This is a genomic window from Mesorhizobium sp. LSJC269B00, assembly GCF_000502815.1.
Classification (GTDB): domain Bacteria; phylum Pseudomonadota; class Alphaproteobacteria; order Rhizobiales; family Rhizobiaceae; genus Mesorhizobium.
Genome location: NZ_AYVN01000005.1, coordinates 158189 through 173554 on the forward strand (window position 1 = coordinate 158189; position 15366 = coordinate 173554).

The 15366-nt window shown below is 63.2% G+C and carries 14 protein-coding genes and 1 tRNA gene; 12 read left to right on the plus strand and 3 right to left on the minus strand.

The features are described 5' to 3' along the window. The first annotated feature begins 6 nt into the window (after positions 1–6). The 11 genes from X771_RS151000 (at position 7) to X771_RS150950 (ending at position 12784) form a co-directional block, all read left to right on the plus strand. Positions 7–1665, plus strand: coding sequence for a glycerol-3-phosphate dehydrogenase/oxidase (locus X771_RS151000; RefSeq protein ID WP_245262645.1), 1659 nt, complete (start codon positions 7–9; stop codon positions 1663–1665). A 324-nt stretch (positions 1666–1989) separates the two neighbouring features. Continuing rightward, the gene (locus X771_RS150995; RefSeq protein WP_023672601.1) at positions 1990–3003 is read left to right on the plus strand and encodes a sugar-binding transcriptional regulator; all 1014 of its coding nucleotides are present in this window, start codon (positions 1990–1992) and stop codon (positions 3001–3003) included. Between the two features lie 120 nt (positions 3004–3123). Beyond that, positions 3124–3684: a DUF2291 domain-containing protein gene (locus X771_RS150990; RefSeq protein ID WP_245262652.1), complete on the plus strand. Its 561-nt coding sequence runs from the start codon at positions 3124–3126 to the stop codon at positions 3682–3684. Next, entirely contained in the window at positions 3681–5219 is a 1539-nt protein-coding gene (locus X771_RS150985; RefSeq protein ID WP_023688197.1) for a sugar ABC transporter ATP-binding protein, read from the plus strand. The genes X771_RS150990 and X771_RS150985 overlap by 4 nt, the downstream gene beginning before the upstream one ends. Before the next feature lie 25 nt (positions 5220–5244). Next, positions 5245–6378, plus strand: coding sequence for an ABC transporter permease (locus X771_RS150980; protein WP_023688198.1), 1134 nt, complete (start codon positions 5245–5247; stop codon positions 6376–6378). Between the two features lie 33 nt (positions 6379–6411). Next, entirely contained in the window at positions 6412–7359 is a 948-nt protein-coding gene (locus X771_RS150975) for a D-ribose ABC transporter substrate-binding protein (RefSeq protein WP_023672597.1), read from the plus strand. Between the two features lie 111 nt (positions 7360–7470). Beyond that, positions 7471–9030: an FGGY-family carbohydrate kinase gene (locus X771_RS150970; protein WP_023688199.1), complete on the plus strand. Its 1560-nt coding sequence runs from the start codon at positions 7471–7473 to the stop codon at positions 9028–9030. After that, on the plus strand, positions 9027–10544 hold the full coding sequence (locus tag X771_RS150965; RefSeq protein WP_023688200.1) for a glycerol-3-phosphate dehydrogenase: 1518 nt from the start codon (positions 9027–9029) through the stop codon (positions 10542–10544). The genes X771_RS150970 and X771_RS150965 overlap by 4 nt, the downstream gene beginning before the upstream one ends. Continuing rightward, complete coding sequence (locus tag X771_RS150960) at positions 10544–11482, plus strand: TIM barrel protein (protein WP_023688201.1); 939 nt, start codon at positions 10544–10546, stop codon at positions 11480–11482. Before X771_RS150965 ends, X771_RS150960 begins: the two co-directional genes overlap by 1 nt. Positions 11483–11552: 70 nt before the next feature. Next, positions 11553–12320, plus strand: coding sequence for a triose-phosphate isomerase (locus X771_RS150955; protein ID WP_023688202.1), 768 nt, complete (start codon positions 11553–11555; stop codon positions 12318–12320). 26 nt (positions 12321–12346) lie between these two features. Then, a complete protein-coding gene (locus X771_RS150950; protein WP_023688203.1) occupies positions 12347–12784 on the plus strand; it encodes an RpiB/LacA/LacB family sugar-phosphate isomerase in 438 nt (145 codons plus the stop codon). Between the two features lie 15 nt (positions 12785–12799). Here the strand turns inward: X771_RS150950 and dhaL are convergent, their stop codons facing one another. The 3 genes from dhaL to X771_RS150935 form a co-directional block, all read right to left on the minus strand. Then, positions 12800–13441, minus strand: coding sequence for a dihydroxyacetone kinase subunit DhaL (gene dhaL, locus X771_RS150945; RefSeq protein ID WP_023688204.1), 642 nt, complete (start codon positions 13439–13441; stop codon positions 12800–12802). 26 nt (positions 13442–13467) lie between these two features. Then, complete coding sequence (locus tag X771_RS150940; RefSeq protein WP_023688205.1) at positions 13468–14475, minus strand: dihydroxyacetone kinase subunit DhaK; 1008 nt, start codon at positions 14473–14475, stop codon at positions 13468–13470. Between the two features lie 207 nt (positions 14476–14682). After that, positions 14683–14757, minus strand: a tRNA-Asn gene (locus X771_RS150935). A 231-nt stretch (positions 14758–14988) separates the two neighbouring features. On the opposite strand from X771_RS150935, the gene X771_RS0134010 reads away from it, so the two are divergent. Continuing rightward, positions 14989–15249, plus strand: a complete 261-nt coding sequence (locus tag X771_RS0134010; RefSeq protein ID WP_027050334.1) for a PGPGW domain-containing protein — start codon at positions 14989–14991, stop codon at positions 15247–15249. The last annotated feature ends 117 nt before the right edge of the window (positions 15250–15366 follow it).

A 15366-nucleotide genomic window follows, 5' to 3' on the forward strand; every position in this document is an offset into this window, starting at 1 on the left:
GCCGCGATGGCCGGGACCGGCGAAGTCGACGTCGTCATTCTTGGCGCCGGCATCAACGGGGCTGGGCTGTTTCGCGATCTGTGCGCGCAAGGTGTCAGCTGCCTGATCGTCGAAAAGGCGGATTTCGGCTCGGGCACCAGTGCCGCGCCGTCGAGGCTCATCCACGGCGGCTTGAAATATCTCGAGACCGGCGAGTTCGGGCTGGTGGCGCAGTCGACGCTCGAACGCAATCTGCTTCTTCAAAACGCGCCGCACTATGTCAGCCCGCTGCCGACCGTCATCCCGATCTTCTCGTGGAGCAAGGGCATGCTCGCGGCGTTGCGAACGCTGTTCGGCTCGACCAGCGCGCCGCGCAGCCGCGGCGCCATACTGATCAAGATCGGCTTGATGATCTACGATTTCTACGGTTCACGAAACCAGGTCATGCCGCGCCACCGCATGGTCGGGCGGCGGCAGGCGCTTGTTGAGATGCCGGCGCTCAATCCGGCGATCGTCGCCACCGGCACCTACTACGACGCCAAGATAAGTCACCCGGAAAGGCTGGTGCTGGAACTGATCCTCGACGGCTTGCAGGCTCACGCGGCGTCTGCCGGTGCCAACTACACGACACTGGCGGCTTCAGCCAATGGCGTGCTCACCTTCCAGCCGGAAAACGGCGCGGCCTTTTCGGTGCGGCCGAAGCTGGTGGTGAACGCCGCCGGTCCGTGGATCGACGACGTCAACGCGCTGCTTGGTGCTCCATCGAAGATGATCGGCGGCACCAAGGGCTCGCATATCCTTTTAAGGCATGACGAACTGGTCAAAAGCCTCGCCGGGCGCATGCTCTATTTCGAGGCCGATGACGGCCGCATCTGCCTGGTCTACGACTATCTCGGCCTGGCGCTGGTCGGCTCGACCGACATCAAGGCCGACAATCCGGACGCGGTCCGCTGCGAACCCGAAGAAGTCGACTATCTGCTCGACAGCGTGCGAACGCTGCTGCCGGGCATGGCGTTCGAGCGCGACCAGATCGTCTACGCCTATAGCGGCATCCGGCCGCTGCCGACGTCTGAAGCAGCGACGCCCGGACTGATCAGCCGCGATCATTCGGCGCCCGTTGCCGAGCCGGACGGCAACAGGCCCTTTGCAGTCATTTCGCTGGTCGGCGGCAAATGGACGACGTTCCGCGGCTTTGCCGAGGAAGTCACTGATACCGTACTCAAGCGCTTGCAGCGCAGCCGCAAGATGTCGACTCAGTCGATGCCGATCGGCGGTGGGCGGGATTTTCCGGCCAATGCCGCCGCGCGCGCGGACTGGCTGGCTGAGGCACAGCAGGCAACGGGCGCCGGGGAAGGGCGCCTTGATCAATTGCTGTCGCGCTACGGGACCAGAGCCGTTGAGATCGCCAGGCACGGGTTGGATGATGAGGGTTGCCTGCCGGACTCCGGCGGCTACGGCAAGGCGGAAATCGACTACATCGCGCGCAACGAGTTCGTCGAACATCTGGCCGATGTCGTTATGCGCCGCAGCACGTTGGCGATAGGCGGCTCGCTGACGAGCCGCGACCTGCAGGAGATTGCCGCGATCGCGGGGCGGGCGTTGGGGTGGAGCACCGAGCGCCTCACGCGGGAGGTCGAAGCCGCTGTTGTCGAGCTCGAAGGCAGGAACCTGATGCGGCTGGACTGATCGCTTGATCGCCGACGCCTAGCTTTTCCTGAGGCAATCCGATCGATTTGCCCTTGTTGCGCCCTGTGCATCAACCTTCCCATTTTGCACCCGGATTGGGATTTGCCGGCGCCTACGGGCTCATGCCGTCACTGGATCCGGTAACACAAATTGACGTTAAATTAACACTACCGTATGGTCAATTGTATGCTTACCTTCTAATAGGCTCGCGTTGGCTGCCGAACGTCGGCTGAGGCAACCATCTGCGGAGGGATTGACAGCGGTGCAAAGGTATGAAAATTTTTGCACACAAAGATAATATTATCACCCTGGGGAGGGGATGGCTTGAATTCCGGCGGAAGCGCAAACCGCGACCATGAATCCAGCCTCGCCACGCGCGCGGCCTGGCTGCACTATGCCGGTGGTCTGACCCAGGCCCAGGTGGCCAAGCGGCTTGGCCTGACCAGCCTCAAGGCGCATAGGCTGATCACCAAGGCCAACCAGGAAGGTCTGGTCAGGGTCTTCATCGACGGCGACGTCGCCGAATGCGTCGACCTGGAACAGCGCCTGATCGCCGCCTATGGGCTCCACTATTGCGAGGTGGTTCCCGATCTCGATCAGGACGAACTGCCGCTCAAGGGGCTGGGCATTGCCGGCGCCCAGTTCCTGAAGCGCGAAATCGATCGCGGCGAAGACATGCTGATCGGCGTCGGCCATGGCCGCACGCTTGCCGCCAGCGTCGAATATCTGACGCGCGCAACTGCTGCTCACATCCGTTTCGTCTCGCTGCTTGGCGGCGTGACGCGCAAATTCGCCGCCAACCCGCACGACGTCATGCATCGCCTGGCAGAGCGGACCGGCGCGCAGGCTTTCGTCATGCCGGTGCCTTTTGTCGCCAATACCGCCGAGGACCGCGAAGTGCTGCTTGGCCAGCGCGGCATCAGCGATGTGTTCGCTCTCGCCAGCCGGTCCGACCTGATGTTCGTCGGAATAGGCACGGCCGAGCGGGAGGCGTCGCTGGTCGCCACCGGCATGATCGAGCCTTCCGAAATCGACGAGGTCAAGCGTGACGGCGGCGTTGGTGAATTGCTGGCGCATTTCTTCGACGACAAGGGGCGTCCGGTCGAAACGGCGCTGTCGGAAAGAATACTGGCGCTTCCGCGCGATCAGTTGAAGGGCCGCAGGATCGTTGCCGTCGCCGGCGGCAAGGTGAAGGTGCGCGCCATCAAGGCAGTACTCGAAAGCCGTTATCTCAGCGGCCTGATCACCGACGAATGCACGGCCCGCGCGCTGGTCGAGCTCGACGATGCAGCCGGGACCGCGAAGCGCTGCGTGAACGGAGGAACTTCGAATGCGTGACAACGGACAATCCGCACCGCTGGTGGTTGCATCATGAGCGCGAAGGCCACCGCCCGGCAAGCTTCGCCCGGCCTGCGCCGGGTGCTTGCCGGCGCTGCGGTTGTGGTTCTGCTCGGCGCCATGGCGCTCGATACCAAGGTGATCAAGATCGGCTCTGCCGGCGATGTTCGCAACGCCGTGTTTTCGGCGGCCGACTACGGCAAATCTGAATTCCCCAAGGTGCAAGCCGATGTCGAAGCGCGTGCCGCCGACGCCGCAACGGTGGCAACGGCGATCGCCAAGGACAGGGCGACGGCCGAAAAGGAATATGGCGTGCCGGCGGGAGTCGGACCGGTCATCTCGGTCAAGTTCACCGGCGTCGTCGGCGAGGGAAAATCGGGCATCTACAAGGTCGCCGTCGACGGTTTGCCAGACACGTTGACGGTCCGCGTGCAGACTGGGCCGGCGATCAACGGAACCGAGCTTCGCGACGCCACCGGCAAGATCACCTTTGGTCAGTTCACCAACCAGATCGAGTATCAGGACGCCGGCTCGGCGCTGAACAACGAGATGAAGAAGGAGGTGCTGGCGAAAGTCGATACCAGTGCCTTGACCGGCAAGACAATAGCGGTGGTCGGCGTCTTCAAGCTGGTCAATCCGAAGGGCTGGCTGGTCACACCGGTGAGGCTGGACATCAAATGACAATGGCTGCCGGCACAGAACCCGCGAATGGCGATGCCGTGCTTTCGGCGCGCAATGTCGTCATGTCGTATGGCGGCGTCCACGCGCTCAAGGGCGTCAACTTCGACATCCATCGCGGCAAGGTCACCACCCTGTTCGGAGAGAATGGCGCCGGCAAATCGACGCTGATGAAGATCCTGTCCGGCGTGGTGACGCCGACATCCGGCGACATCGTGCTCGACGGCAATCTCGTCAGCTTTGCCTCGTCTTCGGACGCGCGCGATCGCGGCATTTCGATCATCCACCAGGAGCTCAGCCTGGCGCCGAATCTGAGCGTTCGCGACAACATCTTCATGGGCCGCGAACTGCGCACCAGAACCGGCCTCGACTTCGCCGAGGAGGCGCGCCAGGCGCGGGCGCTGATGGCCGACCTCGAAGAAGACATCGATCCGATGACCCTGGTCGAGGACCTGCGCCTGGGGCAGCAACAGATCGTCGAGATCGCACGCGCGCTGTCGGTCGATTCCCGCATCCTGATCATGGACGAGCCGACCTCCGCACTCAGTGCGACCGAGGTGGAGGTGCTGTTCAAGGTGATCCGCGATCTGACCAGCCGCGGTGTCTCCATCGTCTACATCTCGCATCACCTCGAAGAGGCGCTGCAGATCACCGACTACGCCGTCGTGCTGCGTGACGGGGCGATCACGGCAACGGCCGAGGCCAAGGACATCGACCTCGAATGGATCGTCCGCAACATGGTGGGCGAGAATTTCGATCTCGGCTCGCCGCCGACCGGCCACGAGTTCGGCGCGGTGGCGCTTTCGATCGAGGATGTCAGCGTCACCGACGCTTCGGGTTCAGGCTACGTCGTCGATCATCTGTCGCTGGATGTCAAAGCGGGCGAGATCGTCTGCATCTATGGGCTGATGGGCGCGGGCCGCACGGAATTGCTGGAGGCCGTCGCCGGCCGTGTGCCCATGGCGGGCGGGCGGGCGCTGCTGGAGGGTGAGGACGTTTCGGGGCTGACCATTGCCCAGCGCATCGCCCGAGGTCTGGTTCTGGTCCCCGAGGATCGCCAGCGCGATGGCCTGGTTCAGACCATGACCGTCGGCCGCAATCTGTCGCTTGCCAGCATCGAGGCGTTCGCGAAAGGCCTGTTCCTCTCCCGGCCGAGGGAACGCGCACTGATCGACGATTCGATCCGCAGGGTGACCATCAAGACCGCGGGCGGCAACGCCATGATCGGATCGCTGTCGGGCGGCAACCAGCAGAAGGTCGTCATCGGCAAGATGCTGACGACAGATCCCAAGGTCATCCTTCTCGACGAGCCGAGCCGCGGCATCGATGTCGGCGCCAAGGCCGAAGTCTTTCGCTTGCTCAGCGAGCGCGCCGCGCAAGGCTTGGCGGTCGTCTTCTCGACTTCGGAGGTCAATGAGTGCCTCAGCATCGCCCATCGCATCGTCGTGATGCGGCGCGGCAAGATTTCAGCCGAATTCGGCGCCAACGCCACCAAAGAGCAGATCATGGCCGCCTCCGGCGAAGCCGTGGTCGCCTGACCATAGAATTTCGGAGCCCCGACCCATGAGCGATGTCAGCCAGGCCAGCAAACAGTCCAGCCCCAATGCGGGCGGCGAGGGCTTCGACGTGGCCAAGCTGCTGCTCGAAGGCCGGGCCTTCTTTGCCCTGATCGTCATCATTGTCGTCTTCTCGATCCTGTCGCCCTATTACCTCTCGGTGGCGAATTTCCTGACCATGGCCTCGCATGTCGCCATCTTCGGGATTCTCGCCGTCGGCATGCTGCTGGTCATTCTCAATGGCGGCATCGACCTGTCGGTGGGGTCGACGCTCGGGCTTGCCGGCGTCGTCGCTGGGTTTCTGATGCAGGGCGTGACGCTGACCTGGCTGGGCGTCGTTCTCTACCCGCCGGTCTGGGTGGTCGCGGTGCTGGCCTGCATGCTGGGTGCGGCCGTCGGGCTTATCAACGGCGTGCTGATCGCGCGGTTCAAGGTTCCGGCCTTCGTCGCCACGCTCGGCGTCATGTACATGGCGCGCGGCCTGGCACTGCTGATGACCAGCGGCCTGACCTACAACAATCTCGGCGGCAAGCCGGAGTTGGGCAACACCGGTTTCGATGCTCTCGGCTTCAACCGCCTGTTCGGCGTGCCGACCGGCGTGGTGGTGCTGGCGGTTATCGCGCTGATCGGCAGCATCGTCCTGAACCGCACCGCCTTTGGACGCTGGCTCTACGCCTCGGGCGGCAATGAGCGCGCCGCCGAACTCTCCGGCGTTCCGGTCAAGACCGTGCAGATTTCGGTCTATGTGCTGTCGGGCATCTGCGCCGCCATTGCCGGCCTGATCCTGTCCTCGCAGCTGACCTCGGCCGGGCCGACCGCCGGCACCACCTACGAACTGACGGCCATCGCCGCCGTGGTCATCGGCGGCGCCGCACTCACCGGCGGGCGCGGCAACATTCGCGGCACCTTGCTCGGAGCCTTCGTCATCGGCTTCCTATCCGATGGTCTGGTGATCATCGGCATCTCATCCTACTGGCAGACAGTGTTCACCGGCGCCGTCATCGTGCTCGCCGTGCTCCTCAATGCCGTTCAGTATCGCCGCCGTAGCAAGCTTCCAGCTTCGACGGGCGGCCAACCGACTTCTCAGAAACGGGGGAAGGCCGAACCGGCCAATCCTGCCCAAGGGAAGACTGCCAGCTGACTGGCAGCAAGACCGCGTAAAATCATTGGAGGAATGTACATGAAAATCGTGCTTAGAAGTTTGCTTGCCGCCGCGATGGTGGTCGGGTTTAGCGCAGCCGCATCGGCCGCGGGCCTGATCTCGATCATCGTCAACGATCCGGCCAACCCCTACTGGCTGACCGAAGGCAACGTCGCCAAGGCCGAAGCCGAAAAGCTTGGCTATACAGCCAACGTCGCCGCCCACAAGGGCGACACCAATACCGAAAGCAATCTGATCGACACCGCCATCACCAACAAGTCGGTGGCGATCATCCTCGACCCGGCCAATGCCGATGGTTCGGTCGGCGCGGTGAAGAAGGCGATTGCCGCCAACATCCCGGTTTTCCTCGTCAATGCCGAGATCAACCAGGAAGGTCTTGCCAAGGGACAGCTCGTCTCCAACAACGCCCAGGGTGCGGCTCTCGGCGCCCAGCAGTGGGTGCAGGCGGTCGGTGAAAAGGGCAAGTATGTCGAACTGCTCGGCGCCCCCTCGGACAACAACGCCGCCACGCGCTCGAACGGCTATGCGACTGTGCTGAGCCAGTATCCGGATCTCGAAAAGGCCGCTTCGCAGGTCGCCAACTGGGATCGTACCCAGGGACACGACAAGATGCAGAGCATGCTGCAGGCCAATCCCGACATCATCGCGGTGATCAGCGGCAACGACGAAATGGCGCTTGGCGCGGTTGCGGCGCTGAAGGAAGCCGGCAAGCTCGCCGGCATCAAGGTCGGCGGCTTTGACGGCTCCCCGGATGCGGTTGCGGCCATCAAGTCCGGCGAACTGCAGTACACCGTGCTTCAGCCGGTGGCCATCTTCTCGGCCAAGGCCGTGCAGCAGGCCGACTCGTTCATCAAGACGGGCGCTACCGGCGCCACCAGCGAGAAGCAACTGTTCGATTGCCTGCTCATCACCAAGGACAATGTGGACAAGTACACCGCACCCTTCGTGCTGTCGGAATAAAAACCTGCTCAGGGGGTGTCCTTCGCGGACACTCCCTGGCTCTTCCATGGCTTCGAGACAACAAAGACTGCTCCTTGTGACTTGCCTTCATAACCATCCGGAACTTGCGGCATGAAAGACCTGCTGATCGGGATCGACGCGGGAACGTCCGTGATCAAATCGGTCGCTTTCGATCTATCGGGGCGGCAGCTCGCCATGGCATCGGTGACCAACAGCTTCGTCACGCTGGAAGGCGGCGGCGCCGAACAGGACCTTAATCAGACCTGGCGCGACATGGTGCTGACCGTTCTCGATCTGGCGACGAAAATTCCAGACCTCGCGCGGCGAACCGCGGCCGTCGCGGTCACCGGGCAGGGCGACGGCACCTGGCTGATCGATGGCGACGGCATGCCGGTCGGGCGCGCGTGGCTCTGGCTCGATGCGCGCGCCGGACATCTGGTGGACGAGATGCGCGGCGATCCCCGGGATCGCACGCGGTTCGAGATCACCGGCACCGGGCTCAACGCCTGCCAGCAGGGCGCTCAGCTCAGCTGGCTGAAGAAAAACAGCCCGGAAATCCTGGAGCGCGCCGCCACTGCCTTTCACTGCAAGGACTGGCTCTATTTCAAGATGACCGGCGAGCGCGCCACCGATCCTTCGGAGGGAACATTCACCTTCGGCGATTTCCGCGCGCGCAGCTATTCCGACGAGGTGCTCGACATTCTGCGTCTGACGTCGCACCGCCGCCTGCTGCCCCCCATGCTCGAAGGCACGACCGACCATCATCCGCTTTCTGCGTCGGCAGCAGGCGAGACCGGCCTGCTTGCGGGCACGCCGGTGGTGCTGGGCTACGTCGACATGGTCAGCACCGCGCTCGGCGCCGGCCTCTATGATCCAAGCGGCAATGTTGGCTGCACGGTCATCGGCTCGACCGGCATCCACACGCGCCTGGCGCGCACAGCCGACGATGTCATCCTCAACGACAACGCGTCCGGCTACACGATCGCCATGCCGGTTCCCGGCGCCTATGCGCAACTGCAATCCAATATGGCGGCGACGCTCAACATCGACTGGCTGCTCGGCCTGGCGCGCGACGTGCTGACCGCCAGCGGCGCAAAACCTTCGGGCGACGAATTGCTGAAAGCGCTCGATGTCTGGGTCGAAGGATCGGAGCCGGGATCGCTGGTCTATCAGCCCTATATCTCGCTCGCCGGCGAACGCGGACCGTTCGTTGACTCCGACGCACGCGCGGGCTTCATCGGGCTTTCCGTCAAGCACGGTTTTGGCGATCTGGCGCGCGCAGTTCTCGAAGGATTGGCCTTCGCGGCCCGCGATTGCTACCAGGCAATGGGCAGCATGCCCGGCGAAATCCGCCTGTCTGGCGGCGCCGCGCGCAGCCCGTCGCTGCGCCGTATCATCGCTGCGGCGACCCGCGCGCAAGTCAGGACCAGCAGCCGCCAGGAAGCCGGCGCCGCGGGTGCGGCGATGATGGCCGCGGTCGGGCTTGGCGTCTATCGCTCGATGGATGTTTGCTGCGCCGAGTGGGTGACGCCGCTGCTGGGCGAATGCGACGCCTATGACGAGGCGCTTTCGCAAACCTACGATGCGCTGTTTCCGTCCTTTGTCGCGGCGCGTCAGGCGCTGCATCCGGTGTGGAAATCGATGGCGCACCGCACAGGAGCTAAGTCTTGAGCGATACAACGGATATTGTCGATCTCTTCGTGATCGGCGGTGGCGTCAACGGCGCCGGTATAGCGCGCGATGCCGCGGGTCGCGGGCTGTCGGTCATCCTGTGCGAGAAGGACGATCTGGCGCAAGGCACCAGCTCGCGTTCCGGCAAGCTGGTGCATGGGGGCCTGCGCTATCTCGAGTACTACGAGTTCCGGCTGGTGCGCGAGGCGCTGATCGAGCGCGAGGTGCTGCTTGAGGCGGCGCCGCACATCATCTGGCCGATGCGCTTCGTGCTGCCGCACAGCCCCGAAGACAGGCCGGCATGGCTGGTTCGGCTCGGGCTGTTTCTCTACGACCATCTTGGCGGCCGCAAGCGGTTGCCGGGAACGAGGACGCTGAACCTGAGGACCGCGCCGGAAGGGGAGCCGATCAAGGACGAATTCAAGCGCGGCTTCGAATATTCCGACTGCTGGGTCGATGACGCCAGGCTGGTGTTGCTCAATGCGCTCGACGCCAGTCAGCGTGGCGCAAAAGTCTTCACGCGCACGGCCTGTATTGCTGCCAGGCGCGAAGGCGGCCTGTGGTCGATCGACATGCAGGATGGCCGCACGGGTGCTGTGACGAGGGCCCGCGCACGCGGGTTGGTCAACGCGGCCGGGCCATGGGTGAATGACATCGTCAGCCGCGTCGCTGGACAGAATTCCACCCGCAACGTTCGCTTGGTGAAAGGAAGCCATATCGTTGTGCCGAAATTCTGGGAGGGACGGCAGGCCTATCTCATCCAGAACAACGACAAGCGGGTGATCTTCGTCAACCCGTATGAGAACGATCTAGCGCTGATCGGCACCACCGACATTCCTTATGAAGGTCGGCCCGAAGAAGTGGCCGCCGAGGCAAGCGAGATCAATTATCTGATCAAGGTGGTCAATCGCTACTTCAAGCGGCAGCTGACCGCGCAAGACGTGGTCTACAGTTTCTCGGGCGTGCGTCCGCTCTATGACGACAATGCCGACAACCCGAGCGCGGTGACGCGCGACTACATCTTCGAACTCGACGCCCCGAACGGTGGCGCGCCGCTGCTTTCTGTGTTCGGCGGCAAGATCACCACCTTCCGCAAACTGTCCGAACATGCGCTGGAAAAGATCCAGCCCTTCTTTCCGACCATGAAGAAGGCCTGGACAGCCAAAATTCCCCTGCCGGGAGGCGACCTGCCCAACGCGGATTTCGAGCAGTTCCTGGGCGATCTGCACGCCGAGTTTTCGTGGCTTAGCCCGTCGCTGGTGAAGCACTATGCCCGCAGCTACGGCACGCGCACGCGCGCCTTGCTGAAAGGCGTAAAAGGCGAAGCCGATCTCGGCCGTCGTTTCGGCCCGGATTTCTATGAGCTCGAAGCTGTCTTCCTGTTCGAGACCGAATGGGCGATGACCGCCGCCGACGTTCTCGAACGCCGGACCAAACACGGGCTGCATATCAATGCGGCCGAGCGGAAAACATTCGAAGACTGGTGCACAAAGACAATGGCGGCGGTGAACTGATGGCCTTCACGCTTTCGCTGAACACCAACCCGCTGGTCAATCGCTTCGCCGATCCCGACGATCTGATCGACGCCATTGCCTATGGCATCGGCATCCGCGACGTGCAACTGACGCATGAATTCGTCAATCCGGGCTGGCCGGCGGCAACGATCGCCAAGTTCGTTCGCCTGTTCAACAGCGCCCTGGCGCGGACCGGCGTGCGGATCACTTCGGGTATGACCGGTCCCTATGGCCGGCTCAATCATTTCGGCCATCCGGACGCGGATGTGCGCCGCTATTATGTCGATTGGTTCAAGACCTTCGCCGACATCTCCGCCGAACTCGGCGCGTCGGGCATGGGCACGCAGTTCGCCATATTCACCTACAAGGATTTTGACGATCCAACCCGGCGCGCAGCACTTCTCAACATCGCGCTCGAATGCTGGCGCGAAGTGGCCGAGCACGCCAAGGCGGCGGGCCTGACCTACCTTTTCTGGGAACCGATGTCGGTCGGCCGCGAGTTTGGCCACACGATCGAAAGCTGCGTCGAATTGCAGGGCGCCATCGATGCGGCCAAGCTGCCGATCCCGATGCAGATGATGGTCGACATCGACCATGGCGACGTGACCTCGCCCAATCCTGACGACACTGATCCCTATGCCTGGGCGAAAGCGTTCCCGTTGCAATCGCCGATCATCCACATCAAGCAATCGTCGATGAACAAGGGCGGGCACTGGCCGTTCACCGCCGCCTACAACAAGGATGGCCGCATCATCCCGCAGAAGCTGCTCGACGCCGTGCGGGCGGGTGGCGGAACCGACAATGAAATCTGCCTTGAACTTTCCTTCCGGGAGAGGGAACCGGTCGATCATCAGGTTATTGCAATGATCCGTGAGTCGGTGGATTTCTGGGCGCCTTACATCGACAGCGGCCGCGAAAGTCTCAAGCCTCGCGCTTGAGGGAAAGCGCCGGCCCGTAGGCCGGCGCGCTGGCCGGAAACATCCGAATTTCGGATCGAAGGAGAGAAGAATGGCCCCATATTGGGTCGGCACGAGCTGGAAAATGAACAAGACGCTGGCGGAGGCGCTGCAGTTCGCCGAGGCATTGGCTGCCTTCGTGCCCGGCTTCGATCCGGCGATACAGCCTTTCGTCATTCCGCCCTTCACCGCGGTGCGGCAGGTCAAGGCGGCGCTCGCCAACACCCGCGTCAAGGTTGGCGCCCAGAACATGCATTGGGCCGACGCCGGTGCCTGGACGGGCGAGATTTCGCCGGTGATGCTGAGGGATTGCGGGCTCGACCTGATCGAACTCGGCCATAGCGAACGCCGCGAGCATTTTGGCGAGACGGACAGGACCGTAGGACTGAAAACGGCGGCGGCGGTCAGGCACGGCTTTGTGCCGCTGATCTGTGTCGGCGAGACGCTGGCCGAGCGCGAGGGCGGCCGCGCTGATGAAATCCTGACCGCGCAGGTTCTGGGCGCGCTGCAGGGTCTCACAAACAATGAGTTGTCGGCGGAAATTCTGTTTGCCTATGAACCGGTGTGGGCGATCGGCGAAAACGGCATCCCGGCCAGCGCCGACTATGCCGACAAGCAGCAGGCGCTGATCAAGCAGATCGCAGCAACCCGGTTGCCGACCGCCCCGCTTGTGCTCTACGGCGGCAGCGTCAATCCCGGCAACGCGGCCGAACTGATCGGCCAGCCGCATATCGATGGGCTGTTCATCGGCCGCTCGGCATGGCAAGCGGAAGGCTATATCGACATTCTCAAAAAGGCGTCGGCCGCCATCGCGCGCTGACCACGAAAACGAAGGAGTTAATTGCCATGAAGATCGCACTCGGAGCCGACAGCGCCGGCAAGCCGCTGCTCGATGTCATCGCCAAGCATCTCGCCACCAAGCCAGAACTGCAGGTCGTCGATCTCAGCCAGGCCGGATTCTACGCCGATATTGCCGCTGCGGTCGGCCACGAAATTGTCGACGGCAATTACGACCGCGCCATCCTGTTTTGCGGCACCGGCATCGGCGTCAGCATCTCGGCCAACAAGGTGCCCGGAATCCGTGCCGCGCTAACCCACGACACCTATTCGGCGGAACGCGCTGCGAAATCCAACAATGCCCAGATCATCACCATGGGTGCGCGCGTCATCGGCCCCGAACTGGCCAAATCGATCGCCGACGCCTGGCTGGCCTCGGAGTTCGATCCGAACGGTCCCTCTGCCGCCAATGTGCAGGCTGTCGACAGGCTCGACGCGAAGCGCTGAGGATTCGCTCCCGACCTAGCCGGTCAAGGCGATCCGCATCGCCTCGATGACGGTTACGGCGGACGCCGCGCCTGGATCCATATGGCCAAGCGAGCGTTCGCCGAGGCGGGAGGCCCGGCCCTTGGTGGCGATCATCGCCTTGGTCGCCTCCGCGCCGGCCTTTGCCGCCTCGGCTGCAGCCGCGAGGCTGCCGGCCAGCCCCTTGCCGGCGGCCAGTGCCTCGCCCGCAGCCCTCGCGGCCGGCGCCCACGCATCGATCATCGTCTTTTCGCCAGGCTCGGCCTTGCCGCGATCCTGAATGCCTCTGGCCATCGCTTGGAACATAGCGACCGCGTCGGCGTCGTCGAGCGTCGCCTTGCCCTTGACGGCGGCCGCGCCGCGCATGAATGCCGTGGCATAGAGCGGGCCCGAGGAGGCGCCGACGGCATTGAGGAACGACTTCGCCGCCGTGTTCAGCAAGATGGTCGGATCGGTGGTGCCGGTATCCAATGCGGCCACCGCATCGCGTGCCGCGGAAAATCCAAGCTCCATGGCAATGCCGTGGTCGGCATCGCCGATCACCCCGTCAAGCGCGCACAACCGATCCCGGTCGGCTGACATGGCGTCGGCGATGGCCGCGAACATCGCGGCAAGGCGGGTGGTGTCGATTGTCGTCATCTCTTGTTCCTTGCCGTTCACCAAGTTTACCCGGCGCGGAACATGGCGCAGTCGCAAGGGTGGTCGAGCATCGTTTGCAACTCGTCGTCGAGGTGGTGCAGCGTAATCGAAGCGCCGGCCATTTCGAGCGAGGTGCAGTAATTGCCGACCCAGCTTGCGTGAATGGATACACCGATATCGTCAAGCCTCTGCTTCACGCGCCGGTTCATGATGTAGAGTTCCATCAGCGGCGTCGAACCCAGCGAATTGACCAGCACGGCGACCTTCTCGCCGCGTGCCGGCGCCATCTCGGCGAGAATCCTGTCCAGCATTTCGTCAGTGATCTCGTCGGCCGTTTTGAGTTTTCCGCGTGCGATGCCGGGTTCGCCATGGATGCCCATGCCGATCTCCATCTCGTCGGGTCCGATTTCGAAATTCGGCCGGCGGGTTTGCGGCAACGAACAGGGCGCCAATGCGACGCCCATGGTAAAGGTGTGGTCGTTGGCTTTCCCGGCAATGCGTTGGCATTCATCGAAAGACAACATGCGGTCGCAAGCGGCGCCTGCCGCCTTGAAGATGAAGAAGTTCCCTGCGACACCGCGCCGCTTGTGCCTGTCGCCAACGGGCGCGGAAGCGACGTCGTCGGTGCTCAGCACCGTGCGCACCTCGATGTCGTCCATCGCGGCCATCTCGGCCGCCATGTCGAAATTCATGACGTCGCCGGCATAGTTGCCGTACATGAACAGCACACCGGCGCCGCCGCTCGCCGCCTTGGCGCATTCGAGGATCGGGTCGGGCGGCGGAGAGGCGAAGACATTGCCGATCGCCGCCGCGTCGGCCAGCCCCTTGCCGACGAAGCCGAGAAAACTCGGCTCGTGGCCCGAGCCGCCACCAATGACGAGGCCTACCTTGCCTTGGCGCGGTCCATCGCGGGCGATGATCGAGCGCGGGCTTCCGTCAACGGCTTTGAGATGGCGGGGATGCGCAGCCAGGATGCCTTCCAGCATCTCGTCGACGGCCCGATTGCCGTCATTGATGATCTTCTTGGTTTGCACCAACGTCCTCCCGATTTGGTATTTTCATAGATGATACCGGGCGTTATCAGGCTGCCTTCGGGCGAGGGCAGGGGCGCGATGCCCACCAAACTGCCTCGATCGGCTTCGTAGCTGTTACCAGCCGTTCTGGCAGAAGCTAAGCGGACCGAAGTGCGCGGACAATGGCGCTGTAGTGTACAAGATCGCACCACGGCTTAGAAAAGGCGGTGGCTCCCCGGGCCGGATTCGAACCAGCGACCAACCGGTTAACAGCCGGTTGCTCTACCACTGAGCTACCGGGGAATAGAGGCTCTCATGTGAGTGGCGCAGCCTATAGCAAACCCTTTTCGGCTTTGCAAAGAAGCATTTCGCATTTTTTAGCGCATTTTCACCCAATGGTTTCTGGCAATCGCCGGATGACACCACATATGAGCCGTCTTGGGCGCCGTCGGACCTTGGTCGGCGGAACCTGAAAGGCGATTGCAGCCTTTAGCGCATATGGCTTTATCGAAGGCAACCGGATCGACTTTCGACATGACTGCAGCAGACGAAAACCAGGCACCGGCGCGGAAAATCTCGGTGTTCGGGCGCGAGTTCACCATGCCGCGCTCGCGCGGGCTGAGGATCGCCATCGGTATCGTGCTGGTGTTTTTCGGCCTTCTCGGTTTCCTGCCGATTCTCGGCTTCTGGATGATTCCGCTCGGCCTTTTGGTGCTTTCCTACGAATTTGCCGCGGTGCGCCGCCTGCGGCGCCGGTTCGTCGTCTGGTGGGAACGGCGTCGCCGGCCAAATTGAAAGCGATGGCGCGCGGTCCCGGTTCAGCGGACGCTTCGCTTCCAGCCCCTCGCAGACCTTCCCCTCGAATATCTCCTTGAGAACGGCAGCCCTGGTGTCAGCCGCGCGTTTACGGTG

What these genes read in the sequence shown, in the direction of transcription:
- X771_RS150955 (WP_023688202.1), top strand. Translation starts at nt 11,553, where the DNA reads ATGGCCCCATATTGGGTCGGCACGAGCTGGAAAATGAACAAGACGCTG.
- X771_RS150975 (WP_023672597.1), top strand. Translation starts at nt 6,412, where the DNA reads ATGTACATGAAAATCGTGCTTAGAAGTTTGCTTGCCGCCGCGATGGTG.
- dhaL (WP_023688204.1), bottom strand. Translation starts at nt 13,441, where the DNA reads ATGACGACAATCGACACCACCCGCCTTGCCGCGATGTTCGCGGCCATC.
- X771_RS150980 (WP_023688198.1), top strand. Translation starts at nt 5,245, where the DNA reads ATGAGCGATGTCAGCCAGGCCAGCAAACAGTCCAGCCCCAATGCGGGC.
- X771_RS150985 (WP_023688197.1), top strand. Translation starts at nt 3,681, where the DNA reads ATGACAATGGCTGCCGGCACAGAACCCGCGAATGGCGATGCCGTGCTT.
- X771_RS0134010 (WP_027050334.1), top strand. Translation starts at nt 14,989, where the DNA reads ATGACTGCAGCAGACGAAAACCAGGCACCGGCGCGGAAAATCTCGGTG.
- X771_RS150960 (WP_023688201.1), top strand. Translation starts at nt 10,544, where the DNA reads ATGGCCTTCACGCTTTCGCTGAACACCAACCCGCTGGTCAATCGCTTC.
- X771_RS150990 (WP_245262652.1), top strand. Translation starts at nt 3,124, where the DNA reads ATGGCGCTCGATACCAAGGTGATCAAGATCGGCTCTGCCGGCGATGTT.
- X771_RS150970 (WP_023688199.1), top strand. Translation starts at nt 7,471, where the DNA reads ATGAAAGACCTGCTGATCGGGATCGACGCGGGAACGTCCGTGATCAAA.
- X771_RS150950 (WP_023688203.1), top strand. Translation starts at nt 12,347, where the DNA reads ATGAAGATCGCACTCGGAGCCGACAGCGCCGGCAAGCCGCTGCTCGAT.
- X771_RS151000 (WP_245262645.1), top strand. Translation starts at nt 7, where the DNA reads ATGGCCGGGACCGGCGAAGTCGACGTCGTCATTCTTGGCGCCGGCATC.